General features: G+C 72.1%; 20 protein-coding genes. 17 read left to right on the top strand and 3 right to left on the bottom strand.

All coding sequences use genetic code 11. The annotated features are described in order from the left end of the window. The first annotated feature begins 72 nt into the window (after positions 1–72). The 5 genes from dop to prcA all read left to right on the top strand — a co-directional run bounded on the left by dop (position 73) and on the right by prcA (position 3,865). On the top strand, positions 73–1,584 hold the full coding sequence (gene dop / locus ACZ6ZT_RS16725) for a depupylase/deamidase Dop (protein ID WP_469719896.1): 1,512 nt from the start codon (positions 73–75) through the stop codon (positions 1,582–1,584). A 172-nt stretch (positions 1,585–1,756) separates the two neighbouring features. Further along, on the top strand, positions 1,757–1,969 hold the full coding sequence (locus tag ACZ6ZT_RS16720) for a ubiquitin-like protein Pup (protein WP_030016348.1): 213 nt from the start codon (positions 1,757–1,759) through the stop codon (positions 1,967–1,969). Between the two features lie 36 nt (positions 1,970–2,005). After that, positions 2,006–2,263 carry an endonuclease domain-containing protein gene (locus ACZ6ZT_RS16715; RefSeq protein ID WP_469719895.1) on the top strand — a complete coding sequence of 86 codons (258 nt, stop codon included), beginning with the start codon at positions 2,006–2,008 and terminating at the stop codon, positions 2,261–2,263. Beyond that, positions 2,215–3,054, top strand: a complete 840-nt coding sequence (gene prcB, locus ACZ6ZT_RS16710) for a proteasome subunit beta (protein ID WP_469719894.1) — start codon at positions 2,215–2,217, stop codon at positions 3,052–3,054. The genes ACZ6ZT_RS16715 and prcB overlap by 49 nt, the downstream gene beginning before the upstream one ends. Before the next feature lie 46 nt (positions 3,055–3,100). Further along, positions 3,101–3,865, top strand: a complete 765-nt coding sequence (gene prcA / locus ACZ6ZT_RS16705; RefSeq protein WP_469719893.1) for a proteasome subunit alpha — start codon at positions 3,101–3,103, stop codon at positions 3,863–3,865. Between the two features lie 58 nt (positions 3,866–3,923). On the opposite strand, the gene ACZ6ZT_RS16700 is transcribed toward prcA, so the two are convergent. After that, positions 3,924–4,994 (bottom strand): LacI family DNA-binding transcriptional regulator, encoded by a 1,071-nt coding sequence (locus ACZ6ZT_RS16700; protein ID WP_469719892.1) that lies wholly within the window; start codon positions 4,992–4,994, stop codon positions 3,924–3,926. A 64-nt stretch (positions 4,995–5,058) separates the two neighbouring features. On the opposite strand from ACZ6ZT_RS16700, the gene ACZ6ZT_RS16695 reads away from it, so the two are divergent. From ACZ6ZT_RS16695 to ACZ6ZT_RS16640, 12 genes are all read left to right on the top strand, one after another. Then, positions 5,059–6,297 (top strand): MFS transporter, encoded by a 1,239-nt coding sequence (locus ACZ6ZT_RS16695; protein WP_469719891.1) that lies wholly within the window; start codon positions 5,059–5,061, stop codon positions 6,295–6,297. 58 nt (positions 6,298–6,355) lie between these two features. After that, a complete protein-coding gene (pafA, locus tag ACZ6ZT_RS16690) occupies positions 6,356–7,717 on the top strand; it encodes a Pup--protein ligase (RefSeq protein ID WP_469719890.1) in 1,362 nt (453 codons plus the stop codon). A gap of 129 nt (positions 7,718–7,846) precedes the next feature. Then, positions 7,847–8,857, top strand: coding sequence for an FKBP-type peptidyl-prolyl cis-trans isomerase (locus tag ACZ6ZT_RS16685; protein ID WP_469719889.1), 1,011 nt, complete (start codon positions 7,847–7,849; stop codon positions 8,855–8,857). A gap of 28 nt (positions 8,858–8,885) precedes the next feature. Next, positions 8,886–9,278, top strand: coding sequence for an FKBP-type peptidyl-prolyl cis-trans isomerase (locus tag ACZ6ZT_RS16680; RefSeq protein WP_266578123.1), 393 nt, complete (start codon positions 8,886–8,888; stop codon positions 9,276–9,278). Positions 9,279–9,401: 123 nt separating this feature from the next. Further along, positions 9,402–10,358: a helix-turn-helix transcriptional regulator gene (locus ACZ6ZT_RS16675; protein ID WP_469719888.1), complete on the top strand. Its 957-nt coding sequence runs from the start codon at positions 9,402–9,404 to the stop codon at positions 10,356–10,358. A 56-nt stretch (positions 10,359–10,414) separates the two neighbouring features. Next, on the top strand, positions 10,415–11,383 hold the full coding sequence (locus ACZ6ZT_RS16670) for a helix-turn-helix transcriptional regulator (protein ID WP_469719887.1): 969 nt from the start codon (positions 10,415–10,417) through the stop codon (positions 11,381–11,383). A gap of 15 nt (positions 11,384–11,398) precedes the next feature. Next, a complete protein-coding gene (locus ACZ6ZT_RS16665; protein ID WP_469719886.1) occupies positions 11,399–11,641 on the top strand; it encodes a hypothetical protein in 243 nt (80 codons plus the stop codon). A gap of 23 nt (positions 11,642–11,664) precedes the next feature. Next, positions 11,665–11,865: a hypothetical protein gene (locus ACZ6ZT_RS16660; RefSeq protein WP_469719885.1), complete on the top strand. Its 201-nt coding sequence runs from the start codon at positions 11,665–11,667 to the stop codon at positions 11,863–11,865. 239 nt (positions 11,866–12,104) lie between these two features. Continuing rightward, entirely contained in the window at positions 12,105–12,407 is a 303-nt protein-coding gene (gene tatA / locus ACZ6ZT_RS16655) for a Sec-independent protein translocase subunit TatA (RefSeq protein WP_469719884.1), read from the top strand. A 55-nt stretch (positions 12,408–12,462) separates the two neighbouring features. Next, positions 12,463–13,425, top strand: coding sequence for a twin-arginine translocase subunit TatC (gene tatC, locus ACZ6ZT_RS16650; protein ID WP_469719883.1), 963 nt, complete (start codon positions 12,463–12,465; stop codon positions 13,423–13,425). Positions 13,426–13,574: 149 nt separating this feature from the next. Then, complete coding sequence (locus ACZ6ZT_RS16645; protein WP_469719882.1) at positions 13,575–16,427, top strand: DEAD/DEAH box helicase; 2,853 nt, start codon at positions 13,575–13,577, stop codon at positions 16,425–16,427. A 91-nt stretch (positions 16,428–16,518) separates the two neighbouring features. Continuing rightward, a complete protein-coding gene (locus ACZ6ZT_RS16640; protein WP_469719881.1) occupies positions 16,519–17,247 on the top strand; it encodes a TetR/AcrR family transcriptional regulator in 729 nt (242 codons plus the stop codon). Here ACZ6ZT_RS16640 and ACZ6ZT_RS16635 read toward each other — a convergent pair. Then, complete coding sequence (locus tag ACZ6ZT_RS16635; protein ID WP_469719880.1) at positions 17,159–18,160, bottom strand: pseudouridine synthase; 1,002 nt, start codon at positions 18,158–18,160, stop codon at positions 17,159–17,161. The genes ACZ6ZT_RS16640 and ACZ6ZT_RS16635 overlap by 89 nt on opposite strands. An 18-nt stretch (positions 18,161–18,178) precedes the next feature. Next, positions 18,179–19,726 (bottom strand): serine hydrolase, encoded by a 1,548-nt coding sequence (locus ACZ6ZT_RS16630; protein ID WP_469719879.1) that lies wholly within the window; start codon positions 19,724–19,726, stop codon positions 18,179–18,181. Between the last annotated feature and the right edge of the window lie 382 nt (positions 19,727–20,108).

Below are 20,108 nucleotides of genomic sequence, written 5' to 3'. Positions count from 1 at the left end.
ATGACCCACCGGAGAACAAGCGGTACTTAGCGCCGCTCCCGAACGGGAGCGCCGCCGGGCAAGGAGGGCCGCATGACCGTACGGCGAGTAATGGGGATCGAGACGGAGTACGGGATCTCCGTGCCGGGGCACCCGAACGCCAATGCCATGCTCACCTCGTCCCAGATCGTCAACGCCTACGCGGCGGCGATGCACCGGGCGCGACGCGCCCGCTGGGACTTCGAGGAGGAGAATCCGCTGCGGGACGCCCGCGGCTTCGACCTCGCCCGCGAGGCCGCCGACAACAGCCAGCTCACCGACGAGGACATCGGCCTCGCCAACGTCATCCTCACCAACGGCGCGCGGCTCTACGTGGACCACGCGCACCCCGAGTACAGCTCGCCGGAGATCACCAATCCGCTCGACGCCGTGCTCTGGGACAAGGCCGGCGAACGGATCATGGCCGAGGCCGCCGAGCGGGCCGCCCAGCTGCCCGGCGCCCAGCCGATCCACCTCTACAAGAACAACACCGACAACAAGGGCGCCTCCTACGGCACCCACGAGAACTACCTGATGAAGCGGGAGACCCCCTTCTCGGAGATCGTCCGCCACCTGACCCCCTTCTTCGTCTCCCGCCAGGTCGTCACCGGCGCGGGACGGGTCGGCATCGGACAGGATGGGCGCGAGCACGGCTTCCAGATCAGCCAGCGCGCGGACTACTTCGAGGTCGAGGTCGGGCTGGAGACCACCCTCAAGCGGCCGATCATCAACACCCGGGACGAGCCGCACTCGGACGCCGAGAAGTACCGCCGGCTGCACGTGATCATCGGCGACGCGAACCTCTCCGAGATCTCCACGTACCTCAAGCTCGGCACGACCGCGCTGGTCCTGTCCATGATCGAGGACGGGTTCATCACCGTCGACCTGGCCGTGGACCAGCCGGTGCGCACCCTGCACCAGGTCTCCCACGACCCGGACCTCCAGCACCTGATCACGCTGCGCAGCGGGCGGACGCTGACCGCCGTACAGCTCCAGATGGAGTACTTCGAGCTGGCCAGGAAGTACGTGGAGGAGCGCTTCGGGTCGGACGCGGACGAGCAGACCAAGGATGTCCTCACTCGGTGGGAGGACGTGCTGGGCCGGCTGGAGACCGATCCGATGAGCCTGTCCGGGGAACTCGACTGGGTCGCCAAGCGGGAGATCCTGGAGGGCTACCGCCGGCGTGACGGGCTGGGCTGGGACGCGGCGCGGCTGCACCTGGTGGACCTCCAGTACGCGGACGTACGGCCCGAGAAGGGCCTGTACAACCGGCTGGCCGCCCGCGGGAAGATGAAGCGGCTCCTGGAGGAGCCGGCCGTCGAGCGGGCCGAGAGCAAGCCCCCGGAGGACACCCGGGCGTACTTCCGCGGCCGCTGCCTGGAGCAGTACGCGGACGACGTCGCGGCGGCCTCCTGGGACTCGGTGATCTTCGACCTCCCGGGCCGGGACTCCCTCCAGCGGGTCCCGACCCTGGAACCCCTGCGGGGGACCCGCAACCACGTCAAGGAGCTCCTGGACCGCTGCCGTACGGCGGAGGACCTGGTGCGGGTGCTTTCGGGGCAGTGAGCGCGGCTGAAAGCCCTCCCGGCCGGGAATCATGAGAAAGCCCGGACGTTGAGGAAAGTGCCGGGACGAATGCGGACCCTCCTTGTAGGGTCCGACGTAGGGTCTGATCTTGAGGGTCCCGAACCCGGGGTCTCTCCGTGTGAGCGTGCGAACCGAGCGGGGTGAGGTAGACATGGCGACCAAGGACACCGGCGGCGGACAGCAGAAGGCGACGCGCTCGACCGAGGAGGTCGAGGAGGCGGCGGTCGAGGAATCGACCGATCTCAAGGAGCGCCAGGAGAAGCTCTCCGACGACGTCGACTCCGTACTCGACGAAATCGATGATGTGCTCGAAGAGAATGCCGAGGACTTCGTGCGCTCCTTCGTTCAAAAGGGCGGCCAGTAAGGCCCTCTTGCCTTCGAATCGAAGGTAGATCGGCGGGTGGAGTGCCGTGCGCGACGCGATGAGCGGCCTTGCGCACGGCCTTCCCGTCCGGCCGTCCGAACGGGCCCGTCCGGGCAGGTTGATCACGATCATCAGACGGGTAAGGTCCGAGGCGTACCGGGCGCCGGTAGTACCGGAGCCCGGGGGCAGTTCGAGGATCGGCCGGACGTCATACGGCGTGCAGCCGCTTACGTGGAAGGAAACCTGTGGAACCCAACACTCGTAGCACAGGGCGTCTACCGGCAGCCTTCCTGACGCCGGGGTCTTCGTCCTTCATGGACTTCCTGGGGGCGCACTCGCCCGAGATGCTGCCGGGCAACCGCAAGCTGCCCGAGGGCGTCATCGAGGCGCCGCACGGGACGACCATCGTGGCCGCCACCTTCCCCGGCGGGGTCGTCCTCGCCGGTGACCGGCGGGCGACCATGGGGAACATGATCGCGCAGCGGGACATCGAGAAGGTGTTCCCGGCCGACGAGTACTCCGCGGTGGGCATCGCCGGTACGGCCGGCCTGGCCGTGGAGATGGTCAAGCTGTTCCAGCTGGAGCTGGAGCACTTCGAGAAGGTCGAGGGGACCACCCTCTCCCTGGAGGGCAAGGCCAACCGGCTGTCCACCATGATCCGGAGCAATCTGGGCATGGCGATGCAGGGTCTGGCGGTCGTGCCGCTGTTCGCGGGGTACGACGAGGCCAAGGAGAAGGGCCGGATCTTCTCCTACGACGTCACCGGCGGCCGCTCCGAGGAGCACGGCTACGCCGCCACCGGTTCCGGTTCGATCTTCGCCCGGGGCTCGATGAAGAAGCTGTTCCGTCCCGACCTGACGGAGGAGCAGGCCACCACCCTGGTCGTGCAGGCGCTGTACGACGCGGCCGACGACGACTCGGCGACCGGTGGGCCGGACCTGTACCGGCACATCTATCCGATCGTCACCGTCATCACCGACGAGGGCTTCCGCAGGCTGACCGACGAGGAGTCGCAGGAACTCGCCCGTGCGGTCACCAACCGTCGTCTTGAGCAGCCCGACGGCCCGCGCGCCGCCCTGCTCTGACCATCCGTCGCCCCGTAGGAGCCCAGAAGAAAGGGACGGACAGCCGGTGTCGACTCCGTTCTATGTGTCACCCCAGCAGGCCATGGCCGACCGGGCGGAATACGCCCGCAAGGGCATCGCCCGCGGCCGCAGCCTGGTCGTGCTGCAGTACGCCGACGGCATCGTGTTCGTCGGCGAGAACCCGTCCCGCGCGCTGCACAAGTTCAGCGAGATCTACGACCGGATCGGCTTCGCGGCCGCCGGCAAGTACAACGAGTACGAGAACCTGCGGATCGGCGGCGTGCGCTATGCCGATCTGCGCGGATACACCTACGACCGTGACGACGTGACGGCCCGCGGGCTGGCCAACGTGTACGCCCAGACGCTCGGCACGATCTTCTCGTCGGCCGGTGAGAAGCCGTACGAGGTGGAGCTGGTCGTCGCCGAGGTGGGTGCCACGGCGGCCGGTGACCAGATCTACCGGCTGCCGCACGACGGGTCGATCGTGGACGAGCACGGTTCGGTCGCGGTCGGCGGCAACGCCGAGCAGATCAGTACGTTCCTGGATCAGCGCCACCAGGACGGGATGACCCTGTCCGAGGCGCTGAAGCTGGCGGTGCAGGCGCTGTCCAGCCAGGCCAACGGCGCCGACAAGGCGATTCCGGCGGAGCGGCTGGAGGTGGCGGTGCTGGACCGGACGCGGGCGCAGCAGCGCAAGTTCAAGCGGATCCGCGGCCGACAGCTGGCGCGGCTGCTGGAGGCGGACGTTCCGGCGGACGCCCAGGCGGACGCCGTGTCGAACGACGAGGCGCCGGAGGACGACGCCGAGTAGGCGGTGCGTGTCGTGGGGCCCCGGTCTGCCGTTCGCGGCGGGCCGGGGCCCTTCGCGTTCAGCGGGTGGGGGCCGGGCCGGTGGAGTCGCGGACGACGAGCGTGACGGGGATGTCGGCGGCGGTGTAGGGGGAGCCGTCGAGGACGGAGAGGAGGGCGGTCATGCCTTCTTCGCCGACGCGCTCGGCGGGGAGGCGGACGGTGGTGAGCTCCGGTTCGACGGCGGTGGCGAGGGCGAGGTCGTCGAAGCCGGTGACGGAGAGGTCCTCGGGGACGCGCAGGCCGAGGCGGCGGGCGGCCTTGCAGGCGCCGGCGGCGAGGATGTCGTCGTCGCAGACGATGGCGGTGGGCCGCTCGTGGGGGGTGGCGAGGGCGTGCTCCATGGCGGTGCGGGCTGCGTCGACGCTGAGGTCGGCGCGGACGGTGCGCAGGTCGGCGCGGGGGCCGAGGCGGGCGGCGAGGGCCCGGGCGCGGATGTCGAAGGTCCAGGAGTCGACGGCGGAGGCCAGGTGGAGGAAGCGGCGGTGGCCGAGGTCCAGGAGGTGGGCGCAGACCTGGTGGACGCCGTCGGTCATGGCGAGGTTGACGTGGGCCGCGGCGTTGCCGGTGGCGGGGTCGCTGTCGAGCATGACGAGGGGGAGGCCGTCGCCGCCGATGGCGTCGAGGGCGTCGGCGGCCATGGAGGAGGCGATGACGCCGTCGAGGGCGGCGCGGGCGGAGGCGAAGGGGTCGCGGGCGGGGCCGGTGCCGTCGGGGGAGGGGTAGAGGACGACGCCGAAGCCGTGGGCGGAGGCGATGCGGGCGGCGCCGGTGTAGACGCGGGCGAAGAACTCGTTGGTGAGGGCGGGGACGACGAGGAGGGCGGTGCGGGTGCTGCCGAGGCGGAGGTTGCGGGCGGCGAGGTTGGGCCGGTAGCCGAGGTCGGTGGCGGCCTGGCGGACGAGGTGGGCGGTGCGCTCGGAGACGCGGCCGCGCCATTTGTCGCCGAGGACGAGGGAGACGGTGGCCTGGGAGACCCCGGCGGCCGTCGCGACGTCGCGGCTGGTGGGTCTCGTCACAGGGGGCTCCTGAAGTGCGAGGTGGGGCGGGGTGCCGGGGGTCCGCCGGGTGGACCCCGGGTCTGCGGCCATGGTACGTATGACGGGTCAGGTTATACGTATTACCCCGGCAGGGTCCGGGCAGAAGGGGGCGGACATGGCCGCGGGATACGCGGAACTGCTCAGGACCCGGCACGCCGCGCGGCTGCTGGTGGGCACGCTCGTGGGCCGGCTGCCGAACGGGGTCGCGTCGATCGCGATCGTGATGTTCGTCCGCGGCGAGGGCGGCAGCTACAGCCTGGCGGGTGCGCTCGCGGCCGTGTACGGGGTGGGCAACGCGGTGGGCCAGCCGCTGCTGGGCCGGGCCGTGGACCTGTACGGGCAGCCGCGGGTGCAGCTGCCGGCGGCGGTGCTCTCGGCGCTGGGCATGGTCTGGCTGGCCTGCGCGGGCATCGGGTCGGCCGCGGTCGCCTACACGGCGGTGGTGGTCGCGGGCCTGTTCACCCCGCCGCTGGAGGGCGGCCTGCGGGCGCTGTGGCCGAGCGTGCTGGGCGGCAAGGAGGAGCGGGTGCACGCCGCGTACGCCATGGACGCGGTGGCGCAGGAGGTCATGTTCACGGTCGGGCCGCTGCTGGTGACGCTGTTCGTGTCGCTGTGGTCCCCGGCCGCGGCGCTGGTCGGGCTGAACGTCATCGGGGTGCTGGGCGCGCTGTCGGTGGTGGTCTCCGAGCCCTCGCGGACGTGGCGTTCGGCGCCGCGCGAGGCGCACTGGCTGGGGGCGCTGCGCTCGCGCGGGCTGCTGGCGCTGCTGGGGGCCTTCTTCTTCGTGGGCATGGCGCTGGGTTCCATCACGGTGGCGGCGATCGCGTACTCCGACGGCCACGGCGGTACGGCGGTGTACGGCTGGATGATGGCGGCGCTGGGTCTGGGCGCGCTCGCCGGCGGGGTGACGTACGGGGCCCGGCAGTGGGCGGGCGCGCCGGAGCGGCGGCTGCTGGTGCTGGTGGGGCTGCTGGCGCTGGGCTATCTGCCGCTGATGCTGTCGGTGGGTCCGGTGTCGATGTCGGTACTGGCCGCGGTGGCCGGCGTGTTCCTGGCGCCGTGTCTGGCGTGCGCGTTCATCGTGGTGGACCGGCACGCTCCGGCGGGCACGGTGACGGAGGCCTTCTCCTGGCTGGTCACCTTCTTCGGGGTGGGCGCCGCGATCGGTACGGCGGCGGCGGGTCCGTCCGTGGAACTGGGCGGGTCGACGGCCGGTTTCGCCGTGGCCGCGGGTGCCGGGGTGGCGGCGCTGGTGGTCCTGATGGCCACTCAGCGGGCGCTGGCGGGCGCGGGTCGAAGCCGCCCGGTGGCGGCCTCGGCGGACGCCCTGTCGGAGCCGTTCGTCGGAAACTGATCGGAACGCCGCTCTCGAACCAAGTTTCAGAAGAGGGCAGAAGGCGTAATGTTCAGTCATGGACCGCCGCATTTTCGGGCTGGAGAACGAGTACGGCGTCACGTGCACGTTCAGGGGACAGCGCCGACTGTCTCCTGACGAAGTGGCGCGCTACCTCTTCCGCCGTGTTGTGTCATGGGGCCGCAGCAGCAATGTCTTCCTGCGGAACGGCGCCCGCCTCTACCTCGACGTGGGATCGCATCCGGAATATGCAACACCCGAATGCGACAACCTGATCGAACTGGTCACCCACGACAAGGCCGGCGAGCGCATTCTCGAAGGCCTGCTCGTCGACGCAGAACGCCGCCTGCACGAGGAGGGAATCGCGGGCGACGTCTACCTCTTCAAGAACAACACCGACTCGGCGGGCAATTCGTACGGCTGTCACGAGAACTACCTCGTGGCCCGGCACGGAGAATTCTCCCGCCTGGCGGACATCCTGATTCCCTTCCTCGTCACGCGCCAGCTGATCTGCGGCGCGGGCAAGGTGCTCCAGACCCCCCGGGGCGCGGTCTACTGCGTCAGCCAGCGGTCGGAGCACATCTGGGAGGGCGTCAGTTCCGCGACCACCCGCTCCCGGCCGATCATCAACACCCGCGACGAACCGCACGCGGACGCCGAGCGCTACCGGCGGCTCCACGTGATCGTCGGGGACTCGAACATGTCCGAGACGACCATGCTGCTCAAGGTCGGCGCCACCGACCTGGTGCTGCGCATGATCGAGGCGGGCACGGTGATGCGGGACCTGACCCTGGAGAACCCGATCCGGGCGATCCGCGAGGTCAGCCACGACATCACCGGCCAGCGCAAGGTGCGCCTGGCCAGCGGCCGCGAGGCCTCCGCCCTGGAGATCCAGCGCGAGTACTACGAGAAGGCCCTGGACTTCGCCGAGCGGCGGGGCCTGCGCACCGGAGTGGTCGAGCAGGTCCTGGAGCTGTGGGGCCGGACCCTGGACGCGGTCGAGGCGGAGGACCTGGACCGGATCGGGACCGAGATCGACTGGGTGATGAAGTACCAGCTGATCGAGCGGTACCGGGCCAAGCACAACATGACGATGTCCAATCCGCGGGTCGCCCAGATAGACCTCGCCTACCACGACATCCACCGCCGGCGCGGGCTGTACTACCTGCTGGAGCGCAAGGGGCAGGCGGCCCGGGTCTGCAACGATCTGAAGATCTTCGAGGGCAAGTCGGTGCCCCCGCAGACGACCAGGGCCAGGCTGCGCGGGGACTTCATCCGCCGGGCGCAGGAGCAGCGGCGGGACTTCACCGTCGACTGGGTGCACCTGAAGCTCAACGACCAGGCGCAGCGGACCGTGCTGTGCAAGGACCCCTTCCGGTCGGTGGACGACCGGGTGGAGAAGCTCATCGCCGGTATGTGAGACGGGCCGGCGCAGGACCCCGTGCGCGCTCGCGCACGGGGTCTTCGCACGCCACGGCCTTGTCGCGGAGGGGTCAGCCCGTAGAGTGGGCCGCTAGGACGGACCATTCCAGCGACCCTGAGGACCACTGTGCGACGCCGACTTGCTGCCGCGCTCATCGTGCCGGCTCTGATGCTCACCGCGGCCTGCGGAGGAGGCGACGACTCCGGGAAGAAGAAGGACTCGGCGTCCCCGTCGGCCGACGCCTCGAAGCCCGCGGACGTCCCGAAGCCGGTGGACGCGGCGAACCCGATGCCCTCGGTGGCGGGTGAGACGGGGAAGAAGGCGGAGATCACCGTCCCCAAGGGCGAGCCGAGCGGCAAGTTCGTGGTGCACACCGTCACGGAGGGCACCGGCCCGGAGATCAAGAAGGACGACCTCGTCCTGACGAAGTACACCGGCAAGGTCTGGAAGAGCGGCAAGGACCTCCAGGGCTCCTACGACAAGGACGGCCAGCCCCTGGTCGTCCCGGCCGGTTCGCAGCAGATCCTGCCGCTGTTCAGCGACTCGGTGGTGGGCAAGAAGGTCGGCAGCCGCGTGCTGGTCGTGGCTCCGCCGGCGGCGGCGTTCGGTGCGCAGGGCCAGCCGCAGCTGGGGGTCGGCCCGACCGACAACCTGGTCTTCGTCCTGGACCTCGACTCGGTGATGCCGAAGAAGGCCGAGGGCACGCAGGCGCCGATCCCGTCCGAGCTGCCGCAGGTCAAGGCGGACAAGGACGAGGCCGCGACGATCACGATCCCGAAGAACGACCCTCCGAAGGAGCTGGTCGACAAGGTCCTGATCGAGGGCAAGGGCCCGGAGGTCAAGTCCGGCCAGACCGTGTACATGCAGTACAGCGGTGCGGCGTGGGCGCCGAACCAGGGCAAGGACGCGGCGAAGCTGTTCGACACGTCCTGGAAGACCGGGGCGCCGTTCTCGACCGCGATCGGCCAGGGCCAGGTCATCGAGGGCTGGGACAAGGGCCTGGTGGGCAAGAAGGTCGGCAGCCGGGTGCTGCTGGTGATCCCGCCGGAGCAGGCGTACAAGGATCAGGCCAAGGGTGAGGACCTGCCGGCCAACTCCACGCTGGTCTTCGTCGTGGACATCGTCGGAGCAGTGTAAGACTGTTCCGGTTGACCGGTTCGTACCTATGAGGAGCAGTTCCGTGAGCGACAAGCTCGAAAAGCCCGAGATCGACTTCCCCGAGGGCCCGGTTCCCACCGACCTCGTCATCGAGGACATCTGGGAGGGCGACGGCGCCGAGGCCAAGGCCGGTGCCATGGTCTCCGTCCACTACGTGGGCGTGGCCTTCTCCACCGGCGAGGAGTTCGACGCTTCGTGGAACCGCGGCTCCGCGCTGCAGTTCCCGCTCGGTGCCGGCCGCGTCATCGCGGGCTGGGACCTGGGCATCGCGGGCATGAAGGTCGGCGGCCGCCGCAAGCTGACGATCCCCGCCCACCTCGCCTACGGCGACCGTGGCGCGGGCGGCGCGATCGCCCCGGGCGAGACGCTGATCTTCGTCTGTGACCTGATGGCCGCCTGATCCACCGGCAGCCGTCGCGAGGGCCCCCGCCATGAGGCGGGGGCCCTCGCTTTTGTCCGGGACCGCCGGGGCGGTACGGTCAACGGTCACGAGTGTGTGTCGAGGAGCGGGGGAACGGCGTCGATGGCGATTGCCAAGGCCGAGCGGCTGATGAATCTGGCGCTGTGTCTGCTGGGGACCCGGCGTCCCCTCAGCAAGCGCGAGCTGCGCGGCTCCATCGAGGCGTACCTGGAAGCCGGGAACGACGAGTCCTTCAACCGGATGTTCGAGCGCGACAAGGACGACCTGCGCGAACTCGGCCTGGTGATCGAGACGGTGGAGAACCTGGAGGGGGAGACCGGCTACCTGGCCCGCCGGGACAGCAACCGGCTGCCGCCGGTGTCCCTGGACGCCGAGGAGGCCGCGGCGCTGGGTCTGGCGGCCAAGGTGTGGCAGCAGGCCCGGCTGGCCGGCGCGGCCAACGGCGCCCTGCAGAAACTGCGGGCCGGCGGAATGCCGGAGGCGGGTGACCCGTACGAGGGGCAGCACAGCGCCATCGAGCCGCGCATCCCGGTCCACGAGGCGGCGTTCGAGCCGCTGATGCTGGCCTGCCGGGACCGGCGGCCGGTGGTGTTCGAGTACCGCAAGTCCAACGCGGCCCGGCCCGAGCCCCGCCAGGTCGAGCCGTGGGCCCTGGAGTGCTGGCGCGGCCACTGGTACCTGGCCGGCTACGACCGCGACCGCGGGGCGGAGCGCGTCTTCCGGCTCTCCCGGATCACCGGCAAGGTGCGCTCGCGAGCCGCGAAGTACACCGCCGAGGTGCCCGACGTGGTGACGGTACGGGAGACCGTGGCGAGCTGGGCCGGTGAGGGCGCCGAGCGTTCCGCGCTGATCCGGCTGCGGGCCGGCGCCGGGTACCCGCTGCGGGCGAAGGCCACCGCGGTGCGGGAGGGCTCGGACGGATGGGACGAGCTGGAGATCCCGTACGGGCACGGGCTGGACGCCTGGCTCGTGGAGTTCGGGCCCGACGTCGTCGTGGTGGAGCCCGCCGATCTGCGGGCCGACGTGGTGGACCGGCTGCGCGCCGTCGCCCGGGGCTGAAGCCCCCGGCCCACCGCACCTTCCGTAGCAACGCCCTGAGGGGGAGACGTACCAGCATGGCTGCCAACGCCATCGACCAGACCCGCCGGATGCTGTCCCTGGTCACCTACCTGCGCGAGCGCCCGGGGGCGCACGTCGCCGACGTGGCCCGGGCCTTCGGGATCTCCGAGGACGAGCTGATCTCGGACCTCGACGTGCTCCCCATGTGCGGGACCAGCTTCCGCGGCGGGGACCTGCTCGACATCGACACCGACGGGGAGCGCATCTGGTGGCGCAATCCCGACGCCTCGGGGGAGTCCACCGCGGAGCCGCTGCGCCTGGCCGCCGACGAGGCGACCGCCCTGCTGGTCGCCGCCCGCGCGGTGGCCACCCTGCCGGGCCTGCGCGAGAGCGACCGGGACGCGCTGCTGCGGGCGACCGCCAAGCTGGAGGCCGCCGCGGGCGAGGTGGCCGGGGCCAGCGCCCGGCTGTCGGTGACCTTCGAATCCGAGGGCGGGGTCTTCGCCGACGTGGACCGGGCCATCGCCGAGCGGCGCCGGCTGTGGCTGCGCTACTACTCGCCCGCCCGGGACGAGCTGACCGAGCGCACCGTCGACCCGATCCGGCTCTTCGCGGTCGGCCACACGTACATGGAGGGGTGGTGCCACCTCTCGGAGGCCCGGCGCACCTTCCGCCTGGACCGGGTGGCCGAGATCCGGCTGCTCGACGAGCGGGCCGAGCCGCCCGCCATCGAGCCCCGCGACCTGTCCGAGGGGCTGGTCCAGCCGGCCGCCGAGGACCCGGAGGTGGTGGTCGAGGTGGGGCCCGGCGGGCGCTGGGTCGCCGAGTACTACCCGCACGACAGCGCCGAGGAGCGGCCCGACGGGGGCCTGCGGATCACCCTGCGCAGCCCCGACCCGGCCTCCCTGCGCCGCCTGGCGCTGCGCCTGGGCCGGGACGGGCGGATCGTGTCCCCGCCGGAGCTGGCGCAGAGCGCGCGGAAGGCCGCCGCGGAGGCGCTCGCGGGGTACGGGGAACAGGTCTAGGGGGAGCGGGGAGCGATGTCACCGTCATCGGGATCCTCGTCCGGACCGGCGCCGGTCACCTTCAAGGCGGCCTGCCCCGAGTGCCGGGACCGCTTCGAGCTCGCGGCGGACGCGCTGCGCCTGGTGATCGGCGGCCGGCGGAGCACCTTCTACTCCTTCACCTGCCCGCGGTGCGCGGCGGCGGTACGCAAACCGGCGGGGGAGCGGATCGTGGAGCTGCTGACCGGCGGCGGGGTGAGCACCCTGCGCGGCCTGTGAACCGGGGGCGCTAGGCTCGTCCCATGCTGTGGCCGATGCTCGCTCTCGCCCTGGGGTTCCTCGGGGTCGCCGTCCTCGCCGTCCTGGCCCTGCGGGTCTTCCTGGAGGTGCGCCGGCTGGCCGGTCAGGTGGCCCTGGCCAGCCGCCGGATCACCGAGGCCTCGGGGGACCTGGAGCGGGCCGCGGCCGACCTGGCCCGGGCGGGCCACGGGGTGCGTCCGTAGCGGTCCAGGGATTCGGTGACGGGGACCGGACGGCGGGGCCCGGCGCGCTCGGGGAGCCGTGCTTATAGAAACCGTGGAGCCGGAGCCGTACCGTCGGTGCGTAAGGAGACGGGGATACCCCGGGTGATTGCCGGGCGTTAACCCTCGGGGGTTACGATCCTTGTCAGAGCGGTCCCAGATCTTCGTCCGGGATCGCCAGGTCACCACAACCAGCCGCTCCGGTGAGAAGGAAGACACACATGATCGGCAATCTGAAGCCCCTTGAGATCCTTCTGATCATCGCTGTCATCGTGCTGCTGTTCGGCGCCAAGAAGCTTCCCGAGATGGCCCGCTCCCTGGGCAAGTCCGCCCGGATCCTCAAGAGCGAGGCCAAGGCGATGAAGAAGGACGGCGAGGCCGAGGACGCCGCCACCGCCGCCACCGCCGCTACGGTCGCCGACCCGGCCCAGCCCGTCGTCGCCCCGCGCACCATCCAGGCCGCCCCCGGTGACGTCACCAGCGCCCGCCCGGTCAGCGAGCCGAACCGCACCACCCAGGCCTGACACCCGGCGGTTCGCCCGTCGCGCGAGTCATCTGCAACGAGACAAGGGACGTGGGTTGCTCAAGTCTGCCCGCAAGCAGGGGAAAGAAGACCGGGCCAAGGACGCCGAAGGGCGCATGCCGCTGGTCGAGCACCTGCGTGAGCTGAGAAACCGCCTGCTGAAGTCGGTCCTGGCGATCATCGTGGTCACCGTCGTCGCGGCCTACTTCTACCGGGGCATCATCGACTTCCTGCTGGAGCCGATGCTCTCCTCCGTCGGATGCGTGGGCGGCGCCACCCACCAGAGCAACGGCGCGCCCTGCGCCGAGATGACGACGAACGGCCTGACCGCGCCCTTCTCCATCGCGCTCAAGGTCGGCCTGTCGGCGGGCATCGTCTTCTCCGCGCCGATCTGGCTGTACCAGCTGTGGGCCTTCGCCGCCCCCGGCCTGCACCGCAACGAGAAGAAGTACGCGCTGAGCTTCGTGGCGGTCGGCGCCCCGCTCTTCCTCGCCGGCGCGGTGCTCGCGTACAAGATCCTGCCGCAGACGGCGGAGATCCTCCTCGGCTTCACCCCCGACCACGTCAAGAACCTGCTGCCGGTCGACGACTACCTCGACCTCGTGACGCGCATGGTCGTGGTCTTCGGCCTGGCCTTCGAGCTGCCGCTGATGCTGGTGCTGCTGAACTTCACCGGCGTCCTCACGGCCAAGCGGCTGGGGAGCTGGTGGCGGGCCATGGTCCTCGGGATCACGATCTTCTCGGCCTTCGCGACCCCCACCGGCGACCCGCTCACCATGCTGACGCTGGCGTCGCCGATCGTGGCCCTGTACTTCCTCGCCCTCGGCGTCTGCTACCTCAACGACCGGCGCCGCCGAAGGGCCAACCCGGACGCCGGGCTGGACGACGACGAGGCCTCCGACCTGGACCTCACGCCGGCGCCCATCGGCGCACCGCAGGAGCCCCCGGCCCCCTCGGCCCTCCCCGGCCAGGCGGACGGCGGCCGCCGCCAGATCAACGGCTACGACGACGCCACCTGACGGGTCCGGGCAGGTTCCCCTGCCGGGTCCCTCCGGGCCGGGCCTCCGCACGCTCCCGCCGACGGCCGCGTGCGGAGGCCCGGGGCCCCGGCCGCTCGCCCAAATGATCGCGACTGTTGTCAGGGGTGGCGGGTAGGCTCCAAGACAAGATGACCGAAGAACTCTCACCCGCGGAGCGGTACGCCGCTGCCCGGATCCGCGCCGCCGAAGAGGCCTCCGCCCTGGCCCCCTTCCGCGAGATGTACGAATTCGACCTGGACCCGTACCAGGTCGAGGCCTGCAAGGCACTGGAGGCCGGCAAGGGCGTGCTGGTGGCCGCCCCCACCGGTTCGGGCAAGACCATCGTGGGCGAGTTCGCCGTGCACCTGGCCCTCCAGCAGGGCCGCAAGTGCTTCTACACGACGCCCATCAAGGCCCTGTCGAACCAGAAGTACGCCGACCTCGTCAAGCGCTACGGCGCCGCCCAGGTGGGCCTGCTGACCGGTGACAACAGCGTCAACTCCGATGCGCCGGTGGTCGTGATGACCACCGAGGTGCTCCGCAACATGCTGTACGCGGGCTCCCGGTCGCTCCTGGGCCTCGGCTACGTCGTGATGGACGAGGTGCACTACCTCTCCGACCGGTTCCGCGGGGCCGTCTGGGAGGAAGTGATCATCCACCTCCCCGAGTCGGTGACCCTGGTCTCCCTGTCGGCGACGGTCTCCAACGCCGAGGAGTTCGGCGACTGGCTCGACACCGTGCGCGGCGACACCGAGGTGATCGTCTCCGAGGAGCGGCCCGTCCCGCTGTGGCAGCACGTCATGGCCGGCCGCCGGGTCTACGACCTCTTCGAGGAGGAGTCCGACCACGGCGGCCGCGGCTCCGCGCGCCGCGAGGTCAACCCCGACCTGCTGCGCATGGCCCGCGAGGAGAACAGCCGCACCTACAGCCCCAAGGACCGGCGGCGCGGCAAGATGGTCCGCGAGGCCGACCGCGAGCGCGAGCGGCGCTCCCGCAGCCGGATCTGGACCCCCGCCCGCCCCGAGGTCATCGCGCGGCTCGACAGCGACAACCTGCTCCCCGCGATCAACTTCATCTTCAGCCGGGCCGGCTGCGAGGCCGCCGTCCAGCAGTGCCTGTACGCGGGGCTGCGGCTCAACGACGACACCGCCCGGCTCAAGGTCCGCGAGATCGTCGAGGAGCGGACCGCGTCCATCCCGGCCGAGGACCTGCACGTCCTCGGCTACTACGAGTGGCTCGAAGGCCTGGAGCGGGGCATCGCCGCGCACCACGCGGGCATGCTGCCCACCTTCAAGGAGGTCGTGGAGGAACTCTTCGTCCGCGGTCTCGTCAAGGCCGTCTTCGCCACCGAGACCCTCGCGCTCGGCATCAACATGCCCGCGCGCACGGTCATCCTGGAGAAGCTCGTCAAGTGGAACGGCGAGCAGCACGCCGACATCACCCCCGGCGAGTACACGCAGCTCACCGGCCGGGCCGGGCGGCGCGGCATCGACGTCGAGGGCCACGCGGTGGTGCTGTGGCAGCGCGGCATGGACCCCGTCGCGCTCGCGGGGCTCGCCGGCACCCGTACGTATCCGCTGCGCTCCAGCTTCAAGCCCTCGTACAACATGGCCGTCAACCTGGTCCAGCAGTTCGGGCGCCGCCGCTCCCGCGAACTGCTGGAGACCTCCTTCGCGCAGTTCCAGGCGGACCGCTCCGTCGTCGGCATCTCCCGGCAGGTGCAGCGCAACGAGGAGGGGCTGACGGGCTACCGCGAGGGCATGACCTGTCACCTCGGGGACTTCGAGGAGTACGCGCGGCTGCGCCGCGAACTCAAGGACCGCGAGAACGACCTCGCCAAGCAGGGCGCGGCGCAGCGGCGGGCGCAGGCGGCCGGTTCGCTGGAGCGGCTCAAGGCGGGCGACGTCATCCACGTGCCGACCGGCAAGTTCGCCGGGCTGGCGCTGGTGCTCGACCCCGGCGTGCCCGCCGGGCGGGTCAACGGGCACCGCGGGCACGAGTACACCGAGGGCCCGCGCCCGCTGGTGCTGACCGCCGAGCGGCAGGTCAAGCGGCTCGCCGCGATCGACTTCCCGGTCCCGGTCGAGGCCATCGACCGGATGCGGATCCCGAAGACCTTCAACCCGCGCTCGCCGCAGTCCCGTCGGGACCTGGCGACCGCGCTGCGCACCAAGGCCGGGCACATCCGCCCCGAGCGGCACCGGCCCGGCCGGGCCGCGGCCGCCGACGACCGGGAGATCGCCCGGCTGCGCGCCGAGCTGCGGGCGCACCCATGCCACGGCTGCGACGAGCGCGAGGACCACGCGCGCTGGGCGGAGCGCTACCACCGGCTCAAGCGCGACACCCAGCAGCTGGAGCGGCGCATCGAGGGCCGGACGAACACCATCGCCCGTACCTTCGACCGCATCCACGCGCTGCTCACCGAACTGGACTACCTGCGCGAGGACGAGGTCACCGTGCACGGCAAGCGGCTCGCCCGGCTCTACGGCGAGCTCGACCTGCTGGCCTCGGAATGCCTGCGCGAGGGAGTGTGGGAGGGGCTGCCCCCGGCGGAACTGGCCGCCTGCGTCTCCGCGTTGGTGTTCGAGGCGCGCCAGTCCGACGACGCGGTGGCGCCGAAGGTACCGGGCGGCGCGGCGAAGGCCGCCCTCGGCGAGATGGTGCGGATCTGGGGCCGGCTCGACGCGCTGGAGGAGGAGCACCGCATCAACCAGGCGGAGGGCGTGGGCCAGCGCGAGCCGGACCTCGGCTTCGCGTGGGCGGCCTACCAGTGGGCCTCCGGCAAGAGCCTGGACGAGGTGCTGCGCGAGGCGGAGATGCCGGCCGGTGACTTCGTACGCTGGTGCAAGCAGGTCATCGACGTCCTCGGGCAGATCGCGGCGGCCGCCCCGGCCTCCTCGGCGCCGCCCTCCTCGGAGAGCGGCAGCACGGTGGCGCGAAATGCCCGCAAGGCCGTGGACGCCCTGCTTCGGGGTGTAGTGGCCTACAGCTCCGTCGGCTAGGCCATTTTGGGTCTTCCTCCAAGGCTCGGGTTGACCGGATCTCATCTCTTGCCATGATCGTCGCGGGGTGCGCTGTGCGACGATCGGTCGTATGAGCGGTGGAACGGACGAAGGACCGAGACGGGTCGGCCGGCCGCGCGCCGACCGGCACAGACCGGACAGCGGGCGGCCGCCGCGCGAGGAGATCCTCTGCGCGGCGGCCGAGCTGTTCACGGTTCGCGGATACGCGGCCACCACCACGCGGGCGGTGGCCGAACGGGCCGGTCTGCGCCAGGCGACGATGTACCACTACTTCGGCGGCAAGGAGGAACTCCTCGCCGAACTCCTGGAGTCCACCGTCGGCCCCTCCCTGGCCCTGGCCCGCGGGCTGCTGGCCGACACCGGCCGGCCCGCCGCCCGCCGGCTGTGGGAGCTGTGCCGCTCGGACGTGCTCCTGCTGTGCGGGGGCCCGTACGACCTCGGCGCCCTGTACCTGCTGCCCGAGCTGCGCGGACCGCGCTTCGCGCCGTTCCGGCGGATGCGGGAGGAACTGCGGGAGGGCTACCGGGCGTTGCTGCGTGCCACGCCCGTGGGCGCCGAACTCGCGGCGGACCGGGCCGGGCTGACGCTCCGCAACGACCTGGTCTTCGGCCTGATCGAGGGCGTCATGCTGATCCACCGCTCCGATCCGGGCCGCCCGGTGGCCGCCTTCGCGGAGGCCGCCGCCGACGCGGCGCTGCGGATCGCGGGGGTCAGCGGGGGTGCGGCTGCGGCCGGGGGTGCGGCTGGGGCTCCGGGCCCCGTGTCCAGCCGTCCGGGTCGTCCCACGCCCGCAGGGTGAGGCCGGTCCGCAGCTCGTGGGCGAGGCCCGTGACCGGGTCGGTGAAGGACAGGGCGCGGGCCAGCAGCTGGAGCGGACGGCGGTAGTCCGCCGGGTCGGCCGCCTCGGCCACCACCGGGTAGACCGGATCGCCGAGGATGGGCAGCCCCAGCGCGTTCATGTGGACCCGCAGCTGGTGGGTGCGGCCGGTGTGCGGGGTGAGGCGGTAGCGGCCCAGCGCGCCCCGGGTCGCGGTCAGCTCGACGAGGCTCTCGGCGTTGGGTTCGGCGTCGGGGTCCTCGACCGCCGCCATCACCCCGCGCACCTTGTCGATGTGGCTGCGGACCAGGCGGGGCAGCTCCACCGCCGGGTCGTGCGGGGCGAGCGCCTCGTACTCCTTGCGGACCCGGCGCTCCTGGAACAGCAGCTGGTAGGCGCCGCGGTCCTCGGGGCGGATGCTGAACATCACCAGTCCGGCCGTCATCCGGTCCAGCCGGTGCGCCGGGCTGAGCGCGGGCAGGTCCAGCTCCTCGCGGAGCCGGGCCAGGGCGGTCTGGGTGACGTGGCTGCCGCGCGGGGTGGTGGCCAGGAAGTGCGGCTTGTCCACCACCAGCAGGTGCTCGTCGCGGTACACGACACCGATCGGGAAGGGCACCCGCGGCTCGGGCGGCATGTCCCGGTGGAACCAGAGCCAGCCGCCCGGCTCGTACGGGTCCTCGTGGCGCAGCACCCGGCCGCCGGGGCCGAACACCCGGCCGGCGGAGAGCAGCCGCGCCATCGACTCGGCGCCGCGCGTGCCGGCGTACCGCTCGGTCAGGTAGTCGCCGAGGAGCGGCCACCTGCCGTCCGGGTCGGGGGGCAGGCGCATGCGGACCGGGTCGATCCCGGCGATCTGCGGGAGGGGCGCGGCGGGGATGTGGGATCTGCGGGTCATCGGGACCAGGGTAGGGCGCTACGGGCGGGTGAAGGTCCCGAGGTGGTGCTGGTCCAGGTACTCGACGCGGACCGTGCGGCCGGAGAAGGTCACCCCGGTGCGGCCGACGGCGTTCTCGCCGGTGGTCACGAAGCTGAAGGTGTCGCCGTCGTAGTGGGTGAGGGGGAAGCGGAGGGGGGCGGGACCGAGGGAGAGGACCAGGCCCTTGCCGCCGGGGGCGGTGGTGACGGTGAGGGGGCCGTAGTACGGGTTCCGGTATGTGCCGGTGTACGCACTGTCGGGGCGGCCGGGCCGCGCGGTGGCGGGCGGGTGCGCGTAGTCGGTGCGGGAGCGGTCGGCGTCCTCGGCCTTCGCGTAGAGGGAGGCGGTCAGGGCCAGCCAGTCGGTGGTGGGAGCGCCGTGCCCGGCGGTGTCGAGGAAGTCCAGGGCCACGGCGTCGGCGAGGCCGACGGGGGCGCCGTTGGTCAGGACGACGATGCCGAGCCGCTCCAGGGGGAGGAGGGTGACGTTGCTGTTGGCGCCGAGGTCGAAGGCGCCGGAGTGGCTCAGGCGCAGCCGGCCGGCGTCGTCGTAGGAGACGTTCCAGCCGAGGCCGTAGAACTGGGGGGTTCCGGAGGGGGTCCGGGCCTGGGCGACGATCTCGGGGACGCGGGTGCGGGCGAGGGCGTCGGCGGGGATGATCCGGCGCCCGTCGAGGGTGCCGTCGGCGAGCTGGAGGCGCAGCCAGCGGGACATGTCGCGGGCGGTGGAGCTGACGCCGCCGGCGGGGGACTGGGCGTCGGCGTCGCGGACGTGGCGGGCGTGCCAGGTGCCGTCGGGGTCGCGGACGTGGCCGTAGGCGCGGTCGGGCGCGTGGGCGTAGGCGGCGAACTCGGTGCTGGTGCGGGTCATCGCGGCGGGGGTGAAGAGGGTGTCGGCGCTCAGCTTCTGCCAGCTGACGCCGTGGGCGCGGGCGATGGCCTCGGCGGCGGCGGTGAGGCCGAAGTTGGTGTACGCGTAGCTCGCGCGGAAGGGGGTGAGGGGTTCAAGGCGCAGGTGGCCGAGGATGTACGGCTGCGCGTAGCCGAGGTCTTCGAGGAGGTCCCCGGCGTGGTCGGGCAGGCCGCTGCGGTGCGAGAAGAGGTCGGCGGGGGTGACGTGGGCGCTGACCCAGGGGTCCTTGAGGGCGAAGCCGGGCGGGCGCGGGCCGTCGGCGAGGGGGAGGTCCCAGGCGGCGGGGGAGGGGAGGGCGCCGGCGACGACGGTGGAGGAGACCGGCTTGGAGAGGGAGGCCAGCTGGAAGACGGTGTCGGGGTCGACGGTGGCGGCTTCGCCGGCGCGGCGGAGTCCGAACCCCTTGAGGTACACCACCTTGTCGTCGTGGACCACCGCCACGGAGAGGCCGGGGACGCCGGTGCGGTGCATGCCGCTGGTGATGGTGGCGTCGAGGCGGGCGACGGCGGCGGAGACCGCGGCGGCGGTGAGGCGGGGCTCCGGCGGCGGGGGCGGGGTGGGGGCGGCCGTCGCGCCTGCCGCCGCCGAGGTGAGGAGGGCCGCTCCGAGGAGGGCCGCCGCCGCCGTACGCATGGCGCCATTGTCCCCCCGGCCGCTCACTCCCGCCTGTCGGTCCGCTGGGGCCTGTGGGCTCCGCGCGGGAACTGGGACCCGGGACCGGCGGGGCCGGTGGGCGGGCGGCGCACCGCTGCCGGGGGCGGCCCCGGATCCCGGCGCCTCGGATGGGCGGCGGGTCGGGGACGGCCGCGCGGGGTGGTCGGGTGGGGTGCCGTGAGCCGGCCCGGTGCGGCCCGGGGCCCGGCCGGGGGCGGGCCCCGGACCCCGGCGCCTCGGAGGGGCGGCAGGCGGGCCGGGGACGGCCGCGCGGGGTGGTCGGGTGGGGCGCCGTGAGTCGGCCCGGTGCGGCCCCGGGCTCCGCGCGGGATCCGTGCCTCAGGCGGCGGGATCCGTGCCC

The sequence above is a fragment of the Streptomyces sp. NPDC102258 genome (assembly GCF_055584685.1).
The sequence above is the reverse complement of the archived record's forward strand: the minus strand, read 5'-3'. Positions and strand labels throughout refer to the sequence as shown.

Coding starts and splice junctions, on each gene's coding strand:
- ACZ6ZT_RS16720 (WP_030016348.1), top strand. CDS start 1,757: ATGGCGACCAAGGACACCGGCGGCGGACAGCAGAAGGCGACGCGCTCG.
- ACZ6ZT_RS16645 (WP_469719882.1), top strand. CDS start 13,575: ATGACCGAAGAACTCTCACCCGCGGAGCGGTACGCCGCTGCCCGGATC.
- ACZ6ZT_RS16700 (WP_469719892.1), bottom strand. CDS start 4,994: ATGGCCGCAGACCCGGGGTCCACCCGGCGGACCCCCGGCACCCCGCCC.
- dop (WP_469719896.1), top strand. CDS start 73: ATGACCGTACGGCGAGTAATGGGGATCGAGACGGAGTACGGGATCTCC.
- ACZ6ZT_RS16680 (WP_266578123.1), top strand. CDS start 8,886: ATGAGGAGCAGTTCCGTGAGCGACAAGCTCGAAAAGCCCGAGATCGAC.
- ACZ6ZT_RS16695 (WP_469719891.1), top strand. CDS start 5,059: ATGGCCGCGGGATACGCGGAACTGCTCAGGACCCGGCACGCCGCGCGG.
- ACZ6ZT_RS16675 (WP_469719888.1), top strand. CDS start 9,402: ATGGCGATTGCCAAGGCCGAGCGGCTGATGAATCTGGCGCTGTGTCTG.
- ACZ6ZT_RS16630 (WP_469719879.1), bottom strand. CDS start 19,726: ATGCGTACGGCGGCGGCGGCCCTCCTCGGAGCGGCCCTCCTCACCTCG.
- ACZ6ZT_RS16665 (WP_469719886.1), top strand. CDS start 11,399: ATGTCACCGTCATCGGGATCCTCGTCCGGACCGGCGCCGGTCACCTTC.
- ACZ6ZT_RS16670 (WP_469719887.1), top strand. CDS start 10,415: ATGGCTGCCAACGCCATCGACCAGACCCGCCGGATGCTGTCCCTGGTC.
- ACZ6ZT_RS16640 (WP_469719881.1), top strand. CDS start 16,519: ATGAGCGGTGGAACGGACGAAGGACCGAGACGGGTCGGCCGGCCGCGC.
- pafA (WP_469719890.1), top strand. CDS start 6,356: ATGGACCGCCGCATTTTCGGGCTGGAGAACGAGTACGGCGTCACGTGC.
- tatA (WP_469719884.1), top strand. CDS start 12,105: ATGATCGGCAATCTGAAGCCCCTTGAGATCCTTCTGATCATCGCTGTC.
- ACZ6ZT_RS16635 (WP_469719880.1), bottom strand. CDS start 18,160: ATGACCCGCAGATCCCACATCCCCGCCGCGCCCCTCCCGCAGATCGCC.
- ACZ6ZT_RS16660 (WP_469719885.1), top strand. CDS start 11,665: ATGCTGTGGCCGATGCTCGCTCTCGCCCTGGGGTTCCTCGGGGTCGCC.